At 56.9% G+C, this 14,519-nt stretch carries 13 protein-coding genes; 2 read left to right on the top strand and 11 right to left on the bottom strand.

The window, feature by feature from the left end:
- Positions 1-5: 5 nt before the first annotated feature.
- From GT003_RS22840 to GT003_RS22825, 4 genes are all read right to left on the bottom strand, one after another.
- Entirely contained in the window at positions 6-1,157 is a 1,152-nt protein-coding gene (locus GT003_RS22840; RefSeq protein ID WP_161702209.1) for a response regulator, read from the bottom strand.
- Positions 1,138-2,931: a sensor histidine kinase gene (locus GT003_RS22835; RefSeq protein WP_161702208.1), complete on the bottom strand. Its 1,794-nt coding sequence runs from the start codon at positions 2,929-2,931 to the stop codon at positions 1,138-1,140. Before GT003_RS22835 ends, GT003_RS22840 begins: the two co-directional genes overlap by 20 nt.
- A gap of 139 nt (positions 2,932-3,070) precedes the next feature.
- Positions 3,071-3,610: a chromate transporter gene (locus GT003_RS22830; protein ID WP_338046011.1), complete on the bottom strand. Its 540-nt coding sequence runs from the start codon at positions 3,608-3,610 to the stop codon at positions 3,071-3,073.
- Between the two features lie 18 nt (positions 3,611-3,628).
- A complete protein-coding gene (locus GT003_RS22825; protein ID WP_161702206.1) occupies positions 3,629-4,264 on the bottom strand; it encodes a chromate transporter in 636 nt (211 codons plus the stop codon).
- A 293-nt stretch (positions 4,265-4,557) separates the two neighbouring features.
- Here GT003_RS22825 and GT003_RS22820 point away from each other — a divergent pair, with 293 nt between their 5' ends.
- Positions 4,558-5,760 (top strand): ROK family protein, encoded by a 1,203-nt coding sequence (locus GT003_RS22820; RefSeq protein ID WP_161702204.1) that lies wholly within the window; start codon positions 4,558-4,560, stop codon positions 5,758-5,760.
- 178 nt (positions 5,761-5,938) lie between these two features.
- Here the strand turns inward: GT003_RS22820 and GT003_RS22815 are convergent, their stop codons facing one another.
- The 3 genes from GT003_RS22815 to GT003_RS22805 all read right to left on the bottom strand — a co-directional run bounded on the left by GT003_RS22815 (position 5,939) and on the right by GT003_RS22805 (position 8,550).
- Complete coding sequence (locus GT003_RS22815) at positions 5,939-7,639, bottom strand: glycerol-3-phosphate dehydrogenase/oxidase (protein WP_161702202.1); 1,701 nt, start codon at positions 7,637-7,639, stop codon at positions 5,939-5,941.
- Between the two features lie 171 nt (positions 7,640-7,810).
- Positions 7,811-8,008 (bottom strand): hypothetical protein, encoded by a 198-nt coding sequence (locus tag GT003_RS22810; RefSeq protein WP_161702200.1) that lies wholly within the window; start codon positions 8,006-8,008, stop codon positions 7,811-7,813.
- Positions 8,008-8,550 carry a glycerol-3-phosphate responsive antiterminator gene (locus GT003_RS22805; RefSeq protein ID WP_161702198.1) on the bottom strand — a complete coding sequence of 181 codons (543 nt, stop codon included), beginning with the start codon at positions 8,548-8,550 and terminating at the stop codon, positions 8,008-8,010. Before GT003_RS22805 ends, GT003_RS22810 begins: the two co-directional genes overlap by 1 nt.
- Positions 8,551-8,779: 229 nt before the next feature.
- Between GT003_RS22805 and GT003_RS22800 the strand changes: the two genes are divergently transcribed.
- Positions 8,780-9,697 carry an S-layer homology domain-containing protein gene (locus tag GT003_RS22800; protein ID WP_161702196.1) on the top strand — a complete coding sequence of 306 codons (918 nt, stop codon included), beginning with the start codon at positions 8,780-8,782 and terminating at the stop codon, positions 9,695-9,697.
- 240 nt (positions 9,698-9,937) lie between these two features.
- Here GT003_RS22800 and GT003_RS22795 read toward each other — a convergent pair whose 3' ends face one another.
- From GT003_RS22795 to GT003_RS22780, 4 genes are all read right to left on the bottom strand, one after another.
- Entirely contained in the window at positions 9,938-10,690 is a 753-nt protein-coding gene (locus GT003_RS22795; RefSeq protein WP_161702194.1) for an SDR family oxidoreductase, read from the bottom strand.
- A gap of 103 nt (positions 10,691-10,793) precedes the next feature.
- Positions 10,794-11,870: a Ger(x)C family spore germination protein gene (locus GT003_RS22790; protein ID WP_161702192.1), complete on the bottom strand. Its 1,077-nt coding sequence runs from the start codon at positions 11,868-11,870 to the stop codon at positions 10,794-10,796.
- Positions 11,867-12,961: a GerAB/ArcD/ProY family transporter gene (locus GT003_RS22785; protein WP_161702190.1), complete on the bottom strand. Its 1,095-nt coding sequence runs from the start codon at positions 12,959-12,961 to the stop codon at positions 11,867-11,869. The genes GT003_RS22790 and GT003_RS22785 overlap by 4 nt, the downstream gene beginning before the upstream one ends.
- A 24-nt stretch (positions 12,962-12,985) precedes the next feature.
- Positions 12,986-14,437, bottom strand: coding sequence for a spore germination protein (locus GT003_RS22780; protein ID WP_161702188.1), 1,452 nt, complete (start codon positions 14,435-14,437; stop codon positions 12,986-12,988).
- Between the last annotated feature and the right edge of the window lie 82 nt (positions 14,438-14,519).

Below are 14,519 nucleotides of genomic sequence, written 5' to 3'. Positions count from 1 at the left end.
GACGGCTATTTCTTATCGGAGAAATTCGCGATCAACCCGTCGTAGTAACCGCTCAGCTCCGCGGACGGACGTATGCCCAGCTCCCGGCTGAGCAGGCGAACATAGCCGTTATAGAGGGCGATAAGCCCTTTGCGGTCATCCGTCGTCCCGCGAATCGCCATCAGCAGCCGCATCACATTCTCGTCGAGCGGATTGCGTTCGTTCAACTTCGATAACAGCTTCGACGCGGACGCCGAATCGTTCATGGCCATTAACGCGTCCGCGATGCGGATGACGAACGCCCCGTACAGATCGGCATAACGTTCCGTTTCATGGATAGCCCAGACGTACGCTTTGTCCCCGAACAAGTCGCCCGTATACAGCCTCTCGACTTGGAGCGCCTGCTCCAGATTGCCTGGACCGATGTTCTGGAGCGCCCGCGCTTGCCGCTCGAACTCCGCGCAGTCGATGAACGCTTGCGGCAGCTCGAGCGAGTAGCCGTCGTTCTCCGAGCGGACCGATTCCCTCAGTCCCAGCGGTTCCAGAGATTTGCGAAGCTGGTAGACCGTCGTATTCAAATAGTTTTCCGCATTCTCCTGGTACATGCCCCCGAAGATGTCCGCCACCAGCCTGGAACGGGGAATCCGCTTGCCCCGGTGGAGCAGCAAGTACGCGAACAGCTCGGCGCATTTGCGCGAGATCCATTTCACTCGCTGTGATTCGCTGCCTATCGACACGTCGCCAAGCGTCGTCACCACGAGCCTTGGCGCGGCCGAGACGGCCGGCGGCTGCGAAGCAGCATGCGCTCCGAGTGCCGTGCGGGTCGCCAGCGCTCGGTTGACCGTCCGCTCCAGCCGCTCCTGCGACACCGGCTTGACCAAATAATCGGTGACCGACAGCTCGTACGCATCCAGCGCGAATTCCTTATGGGACGTGACGAAGACGATCTGCACCTGCGAGCGCGCCTGCTCCATCTTCGCGGCGAAATCCATACCCGTCTCGTCCGGCATCGAAATATCGACGAAGGCAAGTCCGATGTCATCGTGCTCGTTCAGGAAAGCCGCAGCCTGCTTCGTATTCGCGAAAGCGCCCGCCACCTCGACGCCCGGCAGCTTGTCCAGCATCTTGCCCATGATCAGGTGCATCATCGGCTCGTCGTCAACCAATATGACTTTCATCGTCGTGCTCCTCCCCTTCGCCGAATCGGCGCCTCGCGTCTGCACGCGGCAGCGTGAACGTAAACGTCGTGCCGGTACCAGGCTCGCTCTCGAAGCGCAGCGCGCCGCCGTGAATGCGGACGAATTCGCGGGCCAGCGCCAAGCCGAACCTCGTATCGCCGGAATCGCCGCCTACCGGCGCCCTCGAGAACGGCTCTTCGAGCCGGAGCATTTCCGACGTTTTGTCGTCGATGCCCGCGCCGTTGTCGCGCACGAATACCGCGATCCGATCGCCTTCCGTCGCGGCGCCAATCTCGATCTCGCCGCCGATGCCCGTGAACTTGATCGCGTTCGAGAGCAGGTTGCGCAGAATGAGATCCAGCATTTCCTTGTCCGCGTCTACCGCGAGGCTCGCATCGATCCGTTCCGTTATCCGAATCGATTTCATGCCCGCCTTGGAGCTCGCGAGCGACATCGCCTGCAGCACGACCTGCCTCGCGTTCCAGCCGGACGGCCGGAACGCGACCGCGCCTTTCTGGCTGCGATACCAATCCAGCAAATTATCGACGAGATGGTAGGTGCTCTGCACTTGGCCCTGAAGCTCGACGAATACGTCGGCATGCTCGATGTCGGCGGCGGTCAGCTCGTCCCCGAGCAGGTCGGTCAAGCTGACGAGCAGCGCGATCGGATCGCGGATATCGTGCGCGACGACGGTGAACAGCTTGTCCTTGAACGCGTTCAGCTCGGACAACTGCCTCGCGTTCTCGCGCAGGCGCGCCTCGTTCTCGATCAGCTCCGTGATGTCGTTGAACATGATCATTTTACCGACAGGCATCGTTCCCGCATCGTAGATGATCGACAAACTGCAGCTGTAATGCTGGGTTCGACCGTCCAGCTGCCGACGGAACGGGAATCGTTCGTCGTCGACGCTGTCGGCCGCGATGAGCCGCAGCAGGCTCGGATGTCCGGTCAGAATGCCGCCGGCTGGCGCGGGATACTTCGGCACGGACCCGAGCTCGGGAAAAATCCGCGCGGCCGCGCCGTTGTAGCTAACGATTCGTCCCTCGCCATCCAGCAATAAGACGCCCTCGCGGATCGTCTCGAATACCTTGGCAAGCGCGAGCGGCGTAAGCCGCAGCAGGTTAAACCGGAGAATGCCCCAGGCATACGCGATTCCCGAGACCGCGAATCCGAAGGGAGTAAAATCGATTTCGACGCCGAACCAGAACAATAGGTTGAACGCCATCGGCGCGAACGCGCCCAGCAGGAGAATCAAAATCTGCTTCCGAATGGCGGGCAGCGCCCGAACGTACATCGCGACGAACAAACCGATTCCCCCTGCCAGCACGAGGTAACTATATAGGGCATGCAGGTTGTATCCGATGCCTTTGACCGTCGTGTACAGCGGGACGGAGCCGTCGCCGTTGAACGAATAGCTCGCATAGACAAGATGATGCCAGTCGTTGGTGAAGTGGAGAACGAACAGCAAGGTAGGAAATAGGAACAGCAGGAACGCGAGCTTGCGGCGGGACCGCTCGGCCGTCCCCGTAAATTGAATGGCCTGGTAGAGCCATAACGTCGTCACGAAGGGAATGCCTATGTATTCGATTTGAAGCGCCAGCTTCACCTGCTCCAAGCTGCGGGCGAGCACTTCCATGCCATAGCCCAGCGCGTAGAAGGCGCCGGCCAGCATCATCAGCACCATCGTCCGGGCTACGGGCAAATGCCGCCTGCGGTATGACAAGAGCGCCACGAACGCCATCAGCGCCGCCGCGATAAACAATAACGTCGACATCCCGATTCGAGTGTCCAGGACGGCACCTGCTTTCTTTTTTCGACAACAACGTCCATCTATTGGCATCATACCATCTTGTTCGCGGACGCGGGCAAATAAAAATCCCGCTTCGCGAGAAGGCGGGATTGCGGTGCTTGAATCAGAACAAAACAATGCCCGCCAAGCCGGATGCGAGCACGATCATGACGGGATGCAGCTTGAACCGAACGATTCCGATCAACGCGCCCGCGCAGATCATCAGCGTTGCGATCGTCTGCCATGTGAAGAAGGACGTCCGATGCGACAAGAAACCGAAGTGCAGCGCCGAATAAGCGATGATCCCCGTGACGACCGCACGCAAGCCGTACAGGGAAGATTTGACGAGCTTTTTGTCGAATAACCGCAAACACACCGAAGCGAGGAGGATCATGATGAGCAGCGAAGGCAGCACGATGCCGGCTGTTGCCGCAATCGCCCCGCCGATGCCGGCTGCGTCGTAGCCGATGAGCGTAGCCGCATTCGTCGCGATCGGTCCGGGCGCGGTACCCGCAACGGAAACAAGCTCCTGGAATTGCCCTTCCGCGAGCCAGCTGCGGGAGATCGCCTCCCGTTCCATTAGTGCGATCACGGAATAACCGCCTCCGAACGAGACCAACCCGATCTTCATAAACACGATAAACAATGCCGACAGGGATGCCACGGCGACCCCCTCCAGTACTCAAATATAATATTCGGGATACACGAGCGCCTGAGCCTGACGCGGCGGGCTTTCCTTCTCGGTCCTCGCCCGGATGCCCAGCTTTTCTTTGACCGCGACGGCAATCATCCCGATTCCGATTCCCCCGATAATGACCGCCAGCTGATTCACGGAGGTGAACGACAGCAGGCCGAGCGCCGCTGCGGCCACGAGCTTCGTCGTCCGGTCGAACAAGGCCGTCTTCGCCATCTTGAAGACGGCAATAAAGATCAACGCGATGACGGCGCCGTGTATTCCCTTGAGCGCCGCGGCCAGCTTCGCCTGATGGGCGAACAGGGAATAGAAAAGACTCAGCAAGCAAACGATGATGAACGTCGGCATCGTCATGCCGGCAACGGCGGCGACGGCGCCCGGCATGCCGGCAACCCGGTAACCGATAAACGCGGCCGCATTGATGCCGACGCCGCCCGGCGCCGATCCCGCGATGGAGATCGCGTTTCCCATTTCTTCCGGGGTCAGCCAGCCGCGTTTCACGATGATCTCCTTCTCCATGATCGGAATCATGGCGTAACCGCCGCCGAATGTAGAAGGCCCGATTCGAAAGAAGACCGAGAATAAACGATAGAACAAGACGACTTTCTCACGCATTCGAACCATTTCGAATCCCCCTAACCCAGACGCAGGATAAGCATCCTAACGTTTACGGACTTATTATACTATCTTTTTTCCATTTTGGAATAAAGTTTGCCTAATCTCTATCATCAAACGTTCTTATACCGGATATAGATGCAGCTTATTTTTACGTCACCGACTATTCCGACCGAATTTTGCGATCTTTTTATTCATTTGGTTTTTTCCAAAATGCTATTTCAGTTGAACCTGCCTATTGCTTGCGCTAAGATACATCTATGAACCGCAATCAAATCCAATCCGATAAGTTGGGATAAACGATGGAAACGCCTCATGCGAAGCTGAACGCGAAACGAATGCTTTACCAACATATTGCCGACCAGGGCATCGTCTCGAAAGCCGGTCTGCTGTCCGCCTTCACGATCGCGACCAGCACCATGAACCGGCTTCTGGACGAACTGGTCTCGGAAGGACGAATAAGGGAATCCGGGCTTGGCTCTTCGACGGGCGGAAGAAAGCCGATTCTGTACGAAATCAATCCCGATTACGGATTTACGATCGGGCTGGAGATTTCGCGGTTTTACTCCTCCCTCGGGTTATTCGACATGCAGATGAACGCCAAGTCTTTCGTCAGATGGCGAATGGACGAAGACATGACGCCCGAACGGTTCGTGCAGCATACCGCCCGGCAAATCAACGCTTTATTGAAGGACCACGGTCTGTCGCGGCAAGCAGTCATCGGCATTGGAATCGGTGCCGTCGGGCCTCTGGACCGTTCGAGCGGAATCATCCTGCACCCGCTGCATTTCCGGGCCTCAGGCTGGTCCAACGTCCCCATCTGCCGCATGATTCAGGAGGCGTGCGGGATTCCGGCCTGCCTGGATAACGGCGCGAACACCGCGCTCATCGGCGAGCACTGGGCGCTGCGTCGCGACAAGGTCCAGCATATGCTTTACGTGCATGCAGGCGTCAGCCTTCGCTCCGCCATGATGTCGCACGGCCGGATCATTCACGGCTCCGTTGACATGGAAGGGTCGATCGGACAGATGATCATCCAGACGGATGGCCCGAGGCTGCAGGAGCATGGGAATTACGGTGCATTGGAGGCGTTCGTATCCGTGCTCGCGCTTGAGAAACAGGCGCAGGCCGACGCGAAACTGAAAGGCGATACGTTCGGATCCGCCTATCGCGCACAACCGGACCGCATCCGATATGATGCCTTGCTAAGAGAACTCGAGCTCGGCAATCCAGGCGTGCTTGAACTGTTCTTGCGGGCCGCCAGACATCTCGGCATCGGCCTGGCCAATCTGATCAACGTCTTCCATCCCGAAACGATCATTCTCGGCGGAACGTTGATCGGCTCGCACGAACGCTTTTATCAGACCGCCATCGAGGTTGCGCTCCGCAGCACCTACTACTATCCCGAATACACGCCGGTCTTCTCGAAGGGTTCGCTCAAAGAAGACGCGGTCGCGACCGGCGCAGCGCTTGCCGCAAGGGAGCGATTCACGTTCGCGGGATGAACGAAAGAACCGCCCTCGCTCGATGTGGCAAGCGGGGCGGTTCTTGACCTGCGGATGATGCTCCAGACTCGTTACACAATTATGCTTCTGCGTTTTTCACTTTTATCTTCCGCGTTTATCACTTTTATTCTTCTTCGTTTGTCATTTCTTCGCTTCTATAACTCTACGCTTTACGCATTTACGCGTTCGCCGTTTCAGGCGCTTCCACCGCTTCCGAAGCTTCGCTGATCTTCTCTTCAAGCTCGTGGGCATAACGGGCCTGCTGCTCCTCGGTCCAGCCCAACCGTTCGGCCATCGCCGATATGACGTCGTTCTTCCAGCGGCGTACTTCCGCGATGGAGAAGAACAGGGTGCCCGTACGGCGGATGAAGAAATCGACCGGTCGTACCGTCATCTCGGATGCTATCGCATAACGCAGCTGCACGGCGAGGGAAAGCGGCAGCCCGTGCTTATCCGCCCACGCCTTCGTTTCCGCCGCCAGCCCGAATACCTTGCCCGCATTGGAACCGTACCGGCTCGCGATGAATCGGGCATCCGCTTCCCCGAATCCATTCCTTATGCCTTCAACCGTCTGTTGACCTGCGTACGCTTCGAAATTCGCCGATCCTCCGACATCGCCGCCCGACATCTTCATCGTCTGCGTCCGGCTGACGCCGATTTTTTGCCCCTTGCCCTCCGCTTTCAGCAGCGCGACCGTTTTGTCGACGACCGCTTCCGCCATCTTGCGGTAGCCGGTCAGCTTGCCTCCGGCAATGGAGATCAGCCCGGAGCGCGAGACGAAAATTTCATCCCGTCGGGAAATTTCCGAGGGAGATTTCCCTTCTTGTTGGATGAGCGGGCGCAGCCCTGCCCAGCTCGACTCCACGTCTTCCTTGCCCAGCTTCAGCCCAGGGAACATGGCATTCACGGCTTCGAGCAGATAGGTTCGATCCGCTGCCGTTACTTGGGGATTGGCAATATCGCTCGCATAGTTCGTGTCCGTCGTCCCGAAGTAGGTCTTGCCCGCGCGCGGAATCGCGAACACCATCCGTCCGTCCGGCGTATCGAAATAAACGGCCTGCCGCAGCGGGAACCGCCCGGCATCGAATACGAGATGGACGCCTTTCGTCAGCCGAAGCGTCTTGCCCTCCTTGGACTGATCCATCTCGCGGACTTGATCGACCCACGGTCCCGTCGCATTGATGACTTTCGCTGCCGTCAGGTCGTATCTTCCTCCGCCGACCTCGTCGTGCACGACCGCGCCTATGATGCTGCCATTCTCGTAGCGGAGCGTCTCCACCTTGGCATAATTAACTGCCAGCGCGCCTTCTTCTACCGCTTGCTTCATGACTTCGATGGTTAGACGGGCATCGTCCGTCCGGTACTCGACATAGTACCCGCCGCCTCGCAAGCCGTCCTTCTTGAGAAGCGGCTCCTTGGCGAGCGTCTCCTTGCCGTTCAGCATTTTCCGTCTCTCGCCCCGCTTGACCCCCGCCAGAAAATCATACACGCGCAGCCCGATGCTGGTGGAAAAGGGGCCGAACGTCCCGCCTTTGTACAACGGCAGCAGCATCCATTCCGGGGTCGTCACATGCGGCCCGTTCTCGTATACGATGGCGCGTTCCTTGCCGACCTCCGCTACGACGCCGATCTCGAACTGCTTCAAGTAACGCAGTCCGCCGTGCACGAGCTTCGTCGAACGGCTGGACGTTCCTGCCGCAAAATCCTGCATCTCCACAAGTCCCGTCCGCAATCCGCGGGAAGCCGCGTCCAGCGCGATGCCCGCTCCCGTGATGCCTCCGCCGATAATCAAGAGGTCGAGCGGCTCCCGCTGCATCTCGGCCAGTAGGGGCAGTCGGCCTTGCGCCGAAAATGATGTCGTTCGTTGCTGTATCGTCATATGAATAGCTCCTTTTCCATGCAGCGATTCTCCGCTTAAATCAAGCTAACAGAAAAAGACCACGAAAAAAGTCGTCTCCAGCATGCCCTAAGGCTTGCCGGATCGGCTTCTTCGTGGTCTCTCCGTGTCTCCAACCGTTATTAACTTATCGTTAGGATAGCATAATCCGTCTTATTTCACAAATGCCAATGCCGCGCGCACCGCGCTCTGCCAGCCCTCGTACAGCTCGTCCCGAATATACGCCGCCATCTCCGGCGCGAATCGCCGCTCGACCCGCCGCAAGGAACGTAGACCGCTTCGCTTGCCGAGAGGGCTTGTTTTCGATTGCCATGCGATTCTTCCTTTGGCCGACTCCCTGACTCCGTTCATCAACCCAATTTCCACAGCTCGCGCCGAGACGTCGTCACGGCGGCGGCGCCGGCGGTGAGCGCCGCGTCCACCTGCTCGGCCGACCGAATCAAGCCGCCCGCGATGACCGGTACGCCGGTCCGCGCCTTCACTTCTTGAATAAGCTCCGGTATGACGCCGGGCATGACCTCGATGTAGTCCGGACGCGTCTTCTCGATTAGCGCATAGCTTCGCTCGAGCGCGTCGCTGTCGAGGAGAAACAAACGCTGAATGGCGAGGACTTTGTTCATCTTCGTCCGCTGGATCACGCTCGTCCGCGTGGAGATCAACCCCAGCGGCCGAACCGTCTGACAGAGAAATTCCGCCGCGTATTCATCGTTCTTCAAGCCGTCGATCAAGTCGGCATGAAGAATGACTCCTTTCCCGCGGGCGCGGGCCAAATCCACGATCGGCTTGATCTGGCCCAGATGGCCGCCCAGCAAAACAAACGTCGAGAAGGCCGAGTTCACGAGCGACTCGACCTCCTTTATTTTCCGCACCGCGGGCAGTACTACCGGAAACATAACGTTCAGCCCCTTTCAACTGCTATCATACGCTTCCGGGAGCATGCTGGCTAGCTAGCCGGTCTTCCACTATTGCCCTTTGACGGCCGACCCGACGGTGAGCGCGTTCTCCGCCTGCTCGCTGAACAAATTCCAATTTCAGGATAATCTTAATTTTAAGAAACCTTTTTGGAGAAAGGCACGTCTAGGGTTCATGACAGCAAGACAATACTCCAAGAGGTGAATGAAAATGAAAAAACCGTTTAAAATGATCGCCCTGTCTACTACCGCCGCCGCTATGCTGTTCGGATTCGCCGGCCCGCAAATCACGTCCGCCGCATCCCTGGACCAAGCTGCCGCACAAGGCAATAACCCTATGGCCGCTCTGCTCCAGAGCAATCTGGACGCAGGACTCTCGACTTGGTATACCCAGTACGCGCACAATTTCGCTTGGTACGTGCATCTGACCGCCGGGCTCAACAATCCGAATCACCAAATCACGCGCGAACAATTCACTTCCCGGCTCGTCGGCGAGATGGAAGCACGCGGCAATCTGCCGATGGTCAAGCCCGTCGTCGTCGAGATCAAGGATCTGGAAAGCATCTCGCCCGAATACGCCGCGGCGATTCAACGCGCCTTGTCCTATGGCATCGTGAAATTGGATGCGGACGGGAAATTCAATCCGAAGACCGTCATTGCAAGAGCCGACGCAGATTCGGAAATCCGCAATGCGCAGCAGTACTTGAAAGCCCACTCTTCCCCTGTCGAAGAGGGCAAGACGATCTCGGCGGAACAGGCCGTCCAGCTGATCAAGCAAGTCGTCGGACCGGAGGCGTCCCTGCAAATCAAGATTGATCCTGCTGCCGTCGTCACTCGCGAGTCGTTCGTCTACCTGCTGGTGCATACGCTCCAAACGAGCGGTCGGCTGCCGATGATCAACGTCGTTCCGGTCGACGTGAAAGATGCATCCGAGATGGATATCTCGAAATCCGGCGCCGTTCAAACGGCACTGGCTCTTGGTTTCATTGCCTTGGACCAAGCCGGCAATTTCAATCCGACGGACGAGCTGACCCTTGTCGATGGCACCGATATCGCAGCCAAAGCGACTGCCTTCTTGAAGGGTCACCCGGCACCGCCAGTCGACAACGCGACGATCGCCGCCGAGTAACTTGATTCTGTTTCGGTAAACGAAGCGAGATTATGAAAAGCCCTTCCTCCGACGTAGGAAGGGCTTTTTGACGGTTTAATCGGATAAGGAACGCCATTTTTTTCGTTCCTTCCTAGTTAAGTACCCTTTTGGGGTCAAACAGCACGCAAACAAAGAGGCTGCCCCTCAGCCTCACGGCATCGGAACAGCCCCTTGTATTGTTCGCTTCTCGCTCATTCCTCGCGATTGTTACTTCCCGGCTTACTTCGAATTCGCAAGCCAGTCCGCGAAGCGCGTCGGCGCGATGCGCGGCTTGGAATCGCCGTCCGGTACAAGCGATTTCTCTTCCAGCACGGACCCGTAGTAACGCGCGCCGTTATCCGTAACGACCTCGCGCGGATCGCCCTTGGATGCCAAGAACAGGCGGACGAGCTCGTCGAAGCGCATCCGATCCGGACCGGCTACCTCGAGAATCCCGTTGGCCGGCGCTTCTACCGCGCAATCGGCCAGCGCGGCCGAGACGTCGTCCGAGACGATCGGCTGGAACGAGACGGCTGGCACGCGGACCGCGTTATCTACCATGAACGAATCGGCGATGCCGCCGACGAATTCGAAGAACTGCGTCGCGCGGAGAATCGTATACGGAATGCCGGAAGCGGCGATCAAGCGTTCTTGCGCCAGCTTCGCGCGGAAATACCCGTTCTCCGGCAGACGGTCGGTGCCCACGATGGACAAGGCTACGTGATGCTTCACGCCGGCCGCCGCTTCGGCAGCCAGCAGATTGCGGCTCGACGTCTCGAAGAATTCAAGCACTGCTTGGTCCTCCCAAGACGGCGCGTTCGCCACGTCGACGACAACCTGCGCGCCGCGCAGCGCTTCGGCCAATCCTTCTCCCGTAACGGCGTTGACGCCTCTCGACGGCGATGCCGCCACGGCTTCATGTCCAAGCCCGCTAAGAAGTTGGACGAGTTTGGATCCGATCAATCCGGTTCCGCCGATCACTACGATTTTCATTTCCATTTCCTCCCTTATATGTGCCTCTTGCGAGGCTTTTCGTTGTTGGAAGCGCGCTTCGAACATAGAACGATGAAGGGACCGTTATTGTGACATCGCGCGGTTATTTCCGGATTCCGCTGTCCAGGATGTCCACATGAACCTTCAGGCTCACGTTTACCGCCGGGTATTGTTTCTTCCATGCCGCTTCGTTCCAGTTCCGCGTTTTGCTTCTCACGATATCCCCTAGCCCGAGCGGATCGATGCCTTCGTTTTTGAATTGCTGGATAAGCGCCGTGCCCGTTGCGGCCAGCTCCTTCTCCAAAGCTTCTTTTATTCGCTGCTTCTCGTCGCGGGTCAGCTGAAATCCTTGCGTATCCATGACTTCCCCTTTAAACCGGAGTGCGATCGCCACTTTCGGACGGTTCTGATCCCGGCTCACGCGATACTTCACGTTGGATCCCACATTCCTGACGGCGGCATAAGTTCCGTTATCCAGCCGCGCTTCTAGCGTTCCGTGCTTCGTGCGTTCGCGAAGCAGCTTCACCATTCGCATCTGCTGCTCGTTCAACGACGAGACGTACCGGTCGTCCTTGAACAACGCCAATCCCGAGATCACGACATGCCCGTTACGCAGGGCGAGAATCGGCAAGAAAGGATCCATCCCTTTGCCCAAATAAGCGTATTCGAAGTCGTTCAGATTTTGCCTGGGCACGAAGCCGGTCCTGACGTTCGATTGCAGCAAATCGAACAAGTACATGCCCTTTTCCACGTCCGAGCTGAAATCGGCATGCAGGAGATTCTTGGCTTTGCCGTCGACAACGGCCACGAATAGTTTGCGCGACGAGAGCGCGTCCCGCAGAAATACGTCCAGCTCGTCCGCCAATCCCTTTTGCGCCATGGCTTTCTCGAATAAAACCACCGAAATCTTGCCCGTTTTAATGGTCCGGTTTAACTTCATGTCCATGATTTGCACGATGCTTTTACTGGTATGGCCGATGTTGGAGATGAGATTATTGGAGACGGAAATGGATTTCCCCGAGTGAAATCTTGGCGGCGCCAGCGTCATTTCGATCTGGTCGTCCGCCGCCTCGTCGAAAGCGCCGACGAACGAGATCGTGGATTTCTCCAGAATCTCTTGTTTGACGCAGCCGGTTAACAGCACGCAGAGCAGATAAACCACGATGAAGGCACGTTTCATGCGGCCGTTCTCGCTTTCACTCTGACCAGGACGACGAGATACACCAACGGTATGTAGGCATAGGTCAGGCAAAACCCGAATCCGTCTAACCAGGCCTGAAGGCGTTCCACGCCAGGACGGTCGGGAATCAGGCAAACGGCCGCAAATACGATGAGCGACAAGAACGGCAGCACCGCAGTTTGTCTCACGCCGAGCATGATTTTGCCGATTCGGCTGGACGCCCACAGGCAGAAGCAGATGATCGGAATCACCCATAAGATCTGCGCGGTGGCGCCGATATATTCGAACCGGTCGATAAACGGGAATTGAATGAATTTGTATTTGGTCAATTGGGGCCATACTTCGAACGATAACTGCTCGGGTTTGAACAATAACAAGGAAAAGAACAGGATCAACAGAAAAGAGAAGGTCGTAAGCGCGTTCGCCCAATGCGCCCATTTTTGCGATTTTTCCGGCGACTTGATAAAGGTATAGCAAAATAGAAGCGACTCTGCGCCCAGATAAGGAAAGGTCATGGCCTTGCTTGCTTGCAGGATCTCGCTTGGCGAATGATCGAATGCCGGCGTCAAGTTGTTGAAATGAAAATAAATCGCCGGAAAAAACATGGCGAATATGGTGACGTAGCGGATCAAGCTGAACATGCAGATGCCCACGACTACCCGAAAGCCTCCGGAAACGATGTAATACGCAAGCACCAGCAGGACCAATGCCAACGGCCAGGTGGCTAAGTCCGCGAACAACCAGACTTGGATCACTTCGATGAACAGCCGGAGCTGGAAACAGGCAAGGAGCAGAAAGTAAACGATAAAAACAAGGTTAAGCCCGCTTCCAGCCCATCTTCCGAACAAACGACGATGGATATGGATAAGGTCCGTCCCGCACCGATCGAGGATTTGATACATCAACCAAATAACGGCGGAGATGCTGAGGCCGGACAGGATAGCCGAGATCCAGACGTCTTGGCCGGCCCACCGAATCGGTTTGATCGACATGGACACATATTCGGGGCCGAACTGCATCGCGTGAATCAAGACGAATACAAGAAAGGCCGATACGGTTAAACGCGGATGCTCCGTTGCAGGCAACTTCAAACTTTTCTCCCTCCCAAAGCATGCTCATTCGTCGATGTCTTTTTTGGCCGCTGCCTTTTTCCTGTCGAACCTTACGGGGGAAGGCGATCTGAAGAAGCTGAACCGATGATGGAATTTCGAATAAGGCGGACGAATCACCGTGTCGTATAAATCGCTTTTGCGGAACGGATACACCGGAACGAGGTAAGGCATGCCGAGCGACGTCAATCGCAGCAGGTGGGCGACCAACGCCAAGGTGCAGATGACGATGCCTAGCAGCCCCCATATCTGAGCGGCGAAAATAAAAGGAAACCGAAGGACGCGTATGGTGGCGCTCATGCGAAAAACCGGCGTCGTGAACGAAGCCAAGGCCGACAAAGCAACGATAATCAGCAAGAAATTGCTGGTCAGGGCGGCTTCGACGGCAGCCGTGCCGAGCACGATACCTCCGACGATACCGATCGTCTGCCCGATCTTCGTAGGCAGCCGGGCGCCCGCTTCCCGCAAGAGTTCAATGACCAGCTCCATGATCAGCACTTCCACGACGGGCGGAAACGGCACGTTGATCCGAGAAGAGACGATCGTAGGCAAGAAGACGTTGGATATGCCTTGGCCATGATAGGTAATGACGGCAACGTATAAAGGCGATGCATAGACGGAAAACAACACGGAGCACATTCGGATCATCCGCAGCACCGAGGCGATAATCCAAGGCAAGTAATAGTCCTCGTACGTAATAAAAAACAACCACAGATTGACCGGTACAAAAACGGCTGTCGGGGAACCGTCCTTCAAGATGCAGATTTGTCCGGAGCTCACGGCCCAAGCCACGTAATCGGGCCTTTCGGTGCCGATCGTCTGCGGGAAAATGGAATTGGAATTGTCTTCGATCATTTGCTGCAGCAGCGTGCTGTCCGTAATCTGATCGAACCGGACATCCTCGATCCGCTGAATGCATGTATTCAGATATTGTTCGTTGGTAATTCCCTTGATGTACACGACCGCGATTCTGGACTTGGAGATGCTGCCGACCGTAAGCTCTTTGATCCGCAAGTCGGGGTAAGGCACCCGCTGGCGAATCAGGTTCAGATTGGTGTCCAACGATTCCACGAAGCCTTCTTTCGGGCCCTCCACGGTGAACTCGACTTCCGGAATCGCGACGCTGCGGCCCTTTGTCGCTGCAGCATTGATCAGCAGCCACTGTTGGCTATCTTGACCATACTGAATCGCGACATACCCGCGATAAACCTTGTCCTGCGTCCGTTTCCAATCCTCGCATATTTCTTTTTCCGCCACGGGGATCAGCTGGAACAATTCCTCGAAGCTTGCATTCGGATTGTCGCTCAAACAGCCAAGAATAGAACGCTCCAGCACATCCGTTTCCGTGAGGGTTTTGATGTAGCCGACGAAGATCGGAAAGGCGCCCAGGCGGTTTTCGTAGCATACAAAATCCGCGGATTCACAAAGCTCCTTCCATAGGCGGGGGGCTGCATTCACGTCTGATCACTCTTCCCGGTTCCTAATTCTTCCGTACATTGTCCCCAGAAATCATGAAAACATGCAAGGAGGCGTTCCTCCA

This window comes from Paenibacillus sacheonensis (assembly GCF_009909195.1).
Taxonomy (GTDB): Bacteria; Bacillota; Bacilli; order Paenibacillales; family Paenibacillaceae; genus Paenibacillus_Z; species Paenibacillus_Z sacheonensis.
This window is presented reverse-complemented; position numbering and strand designations above follow the sequence as displayed.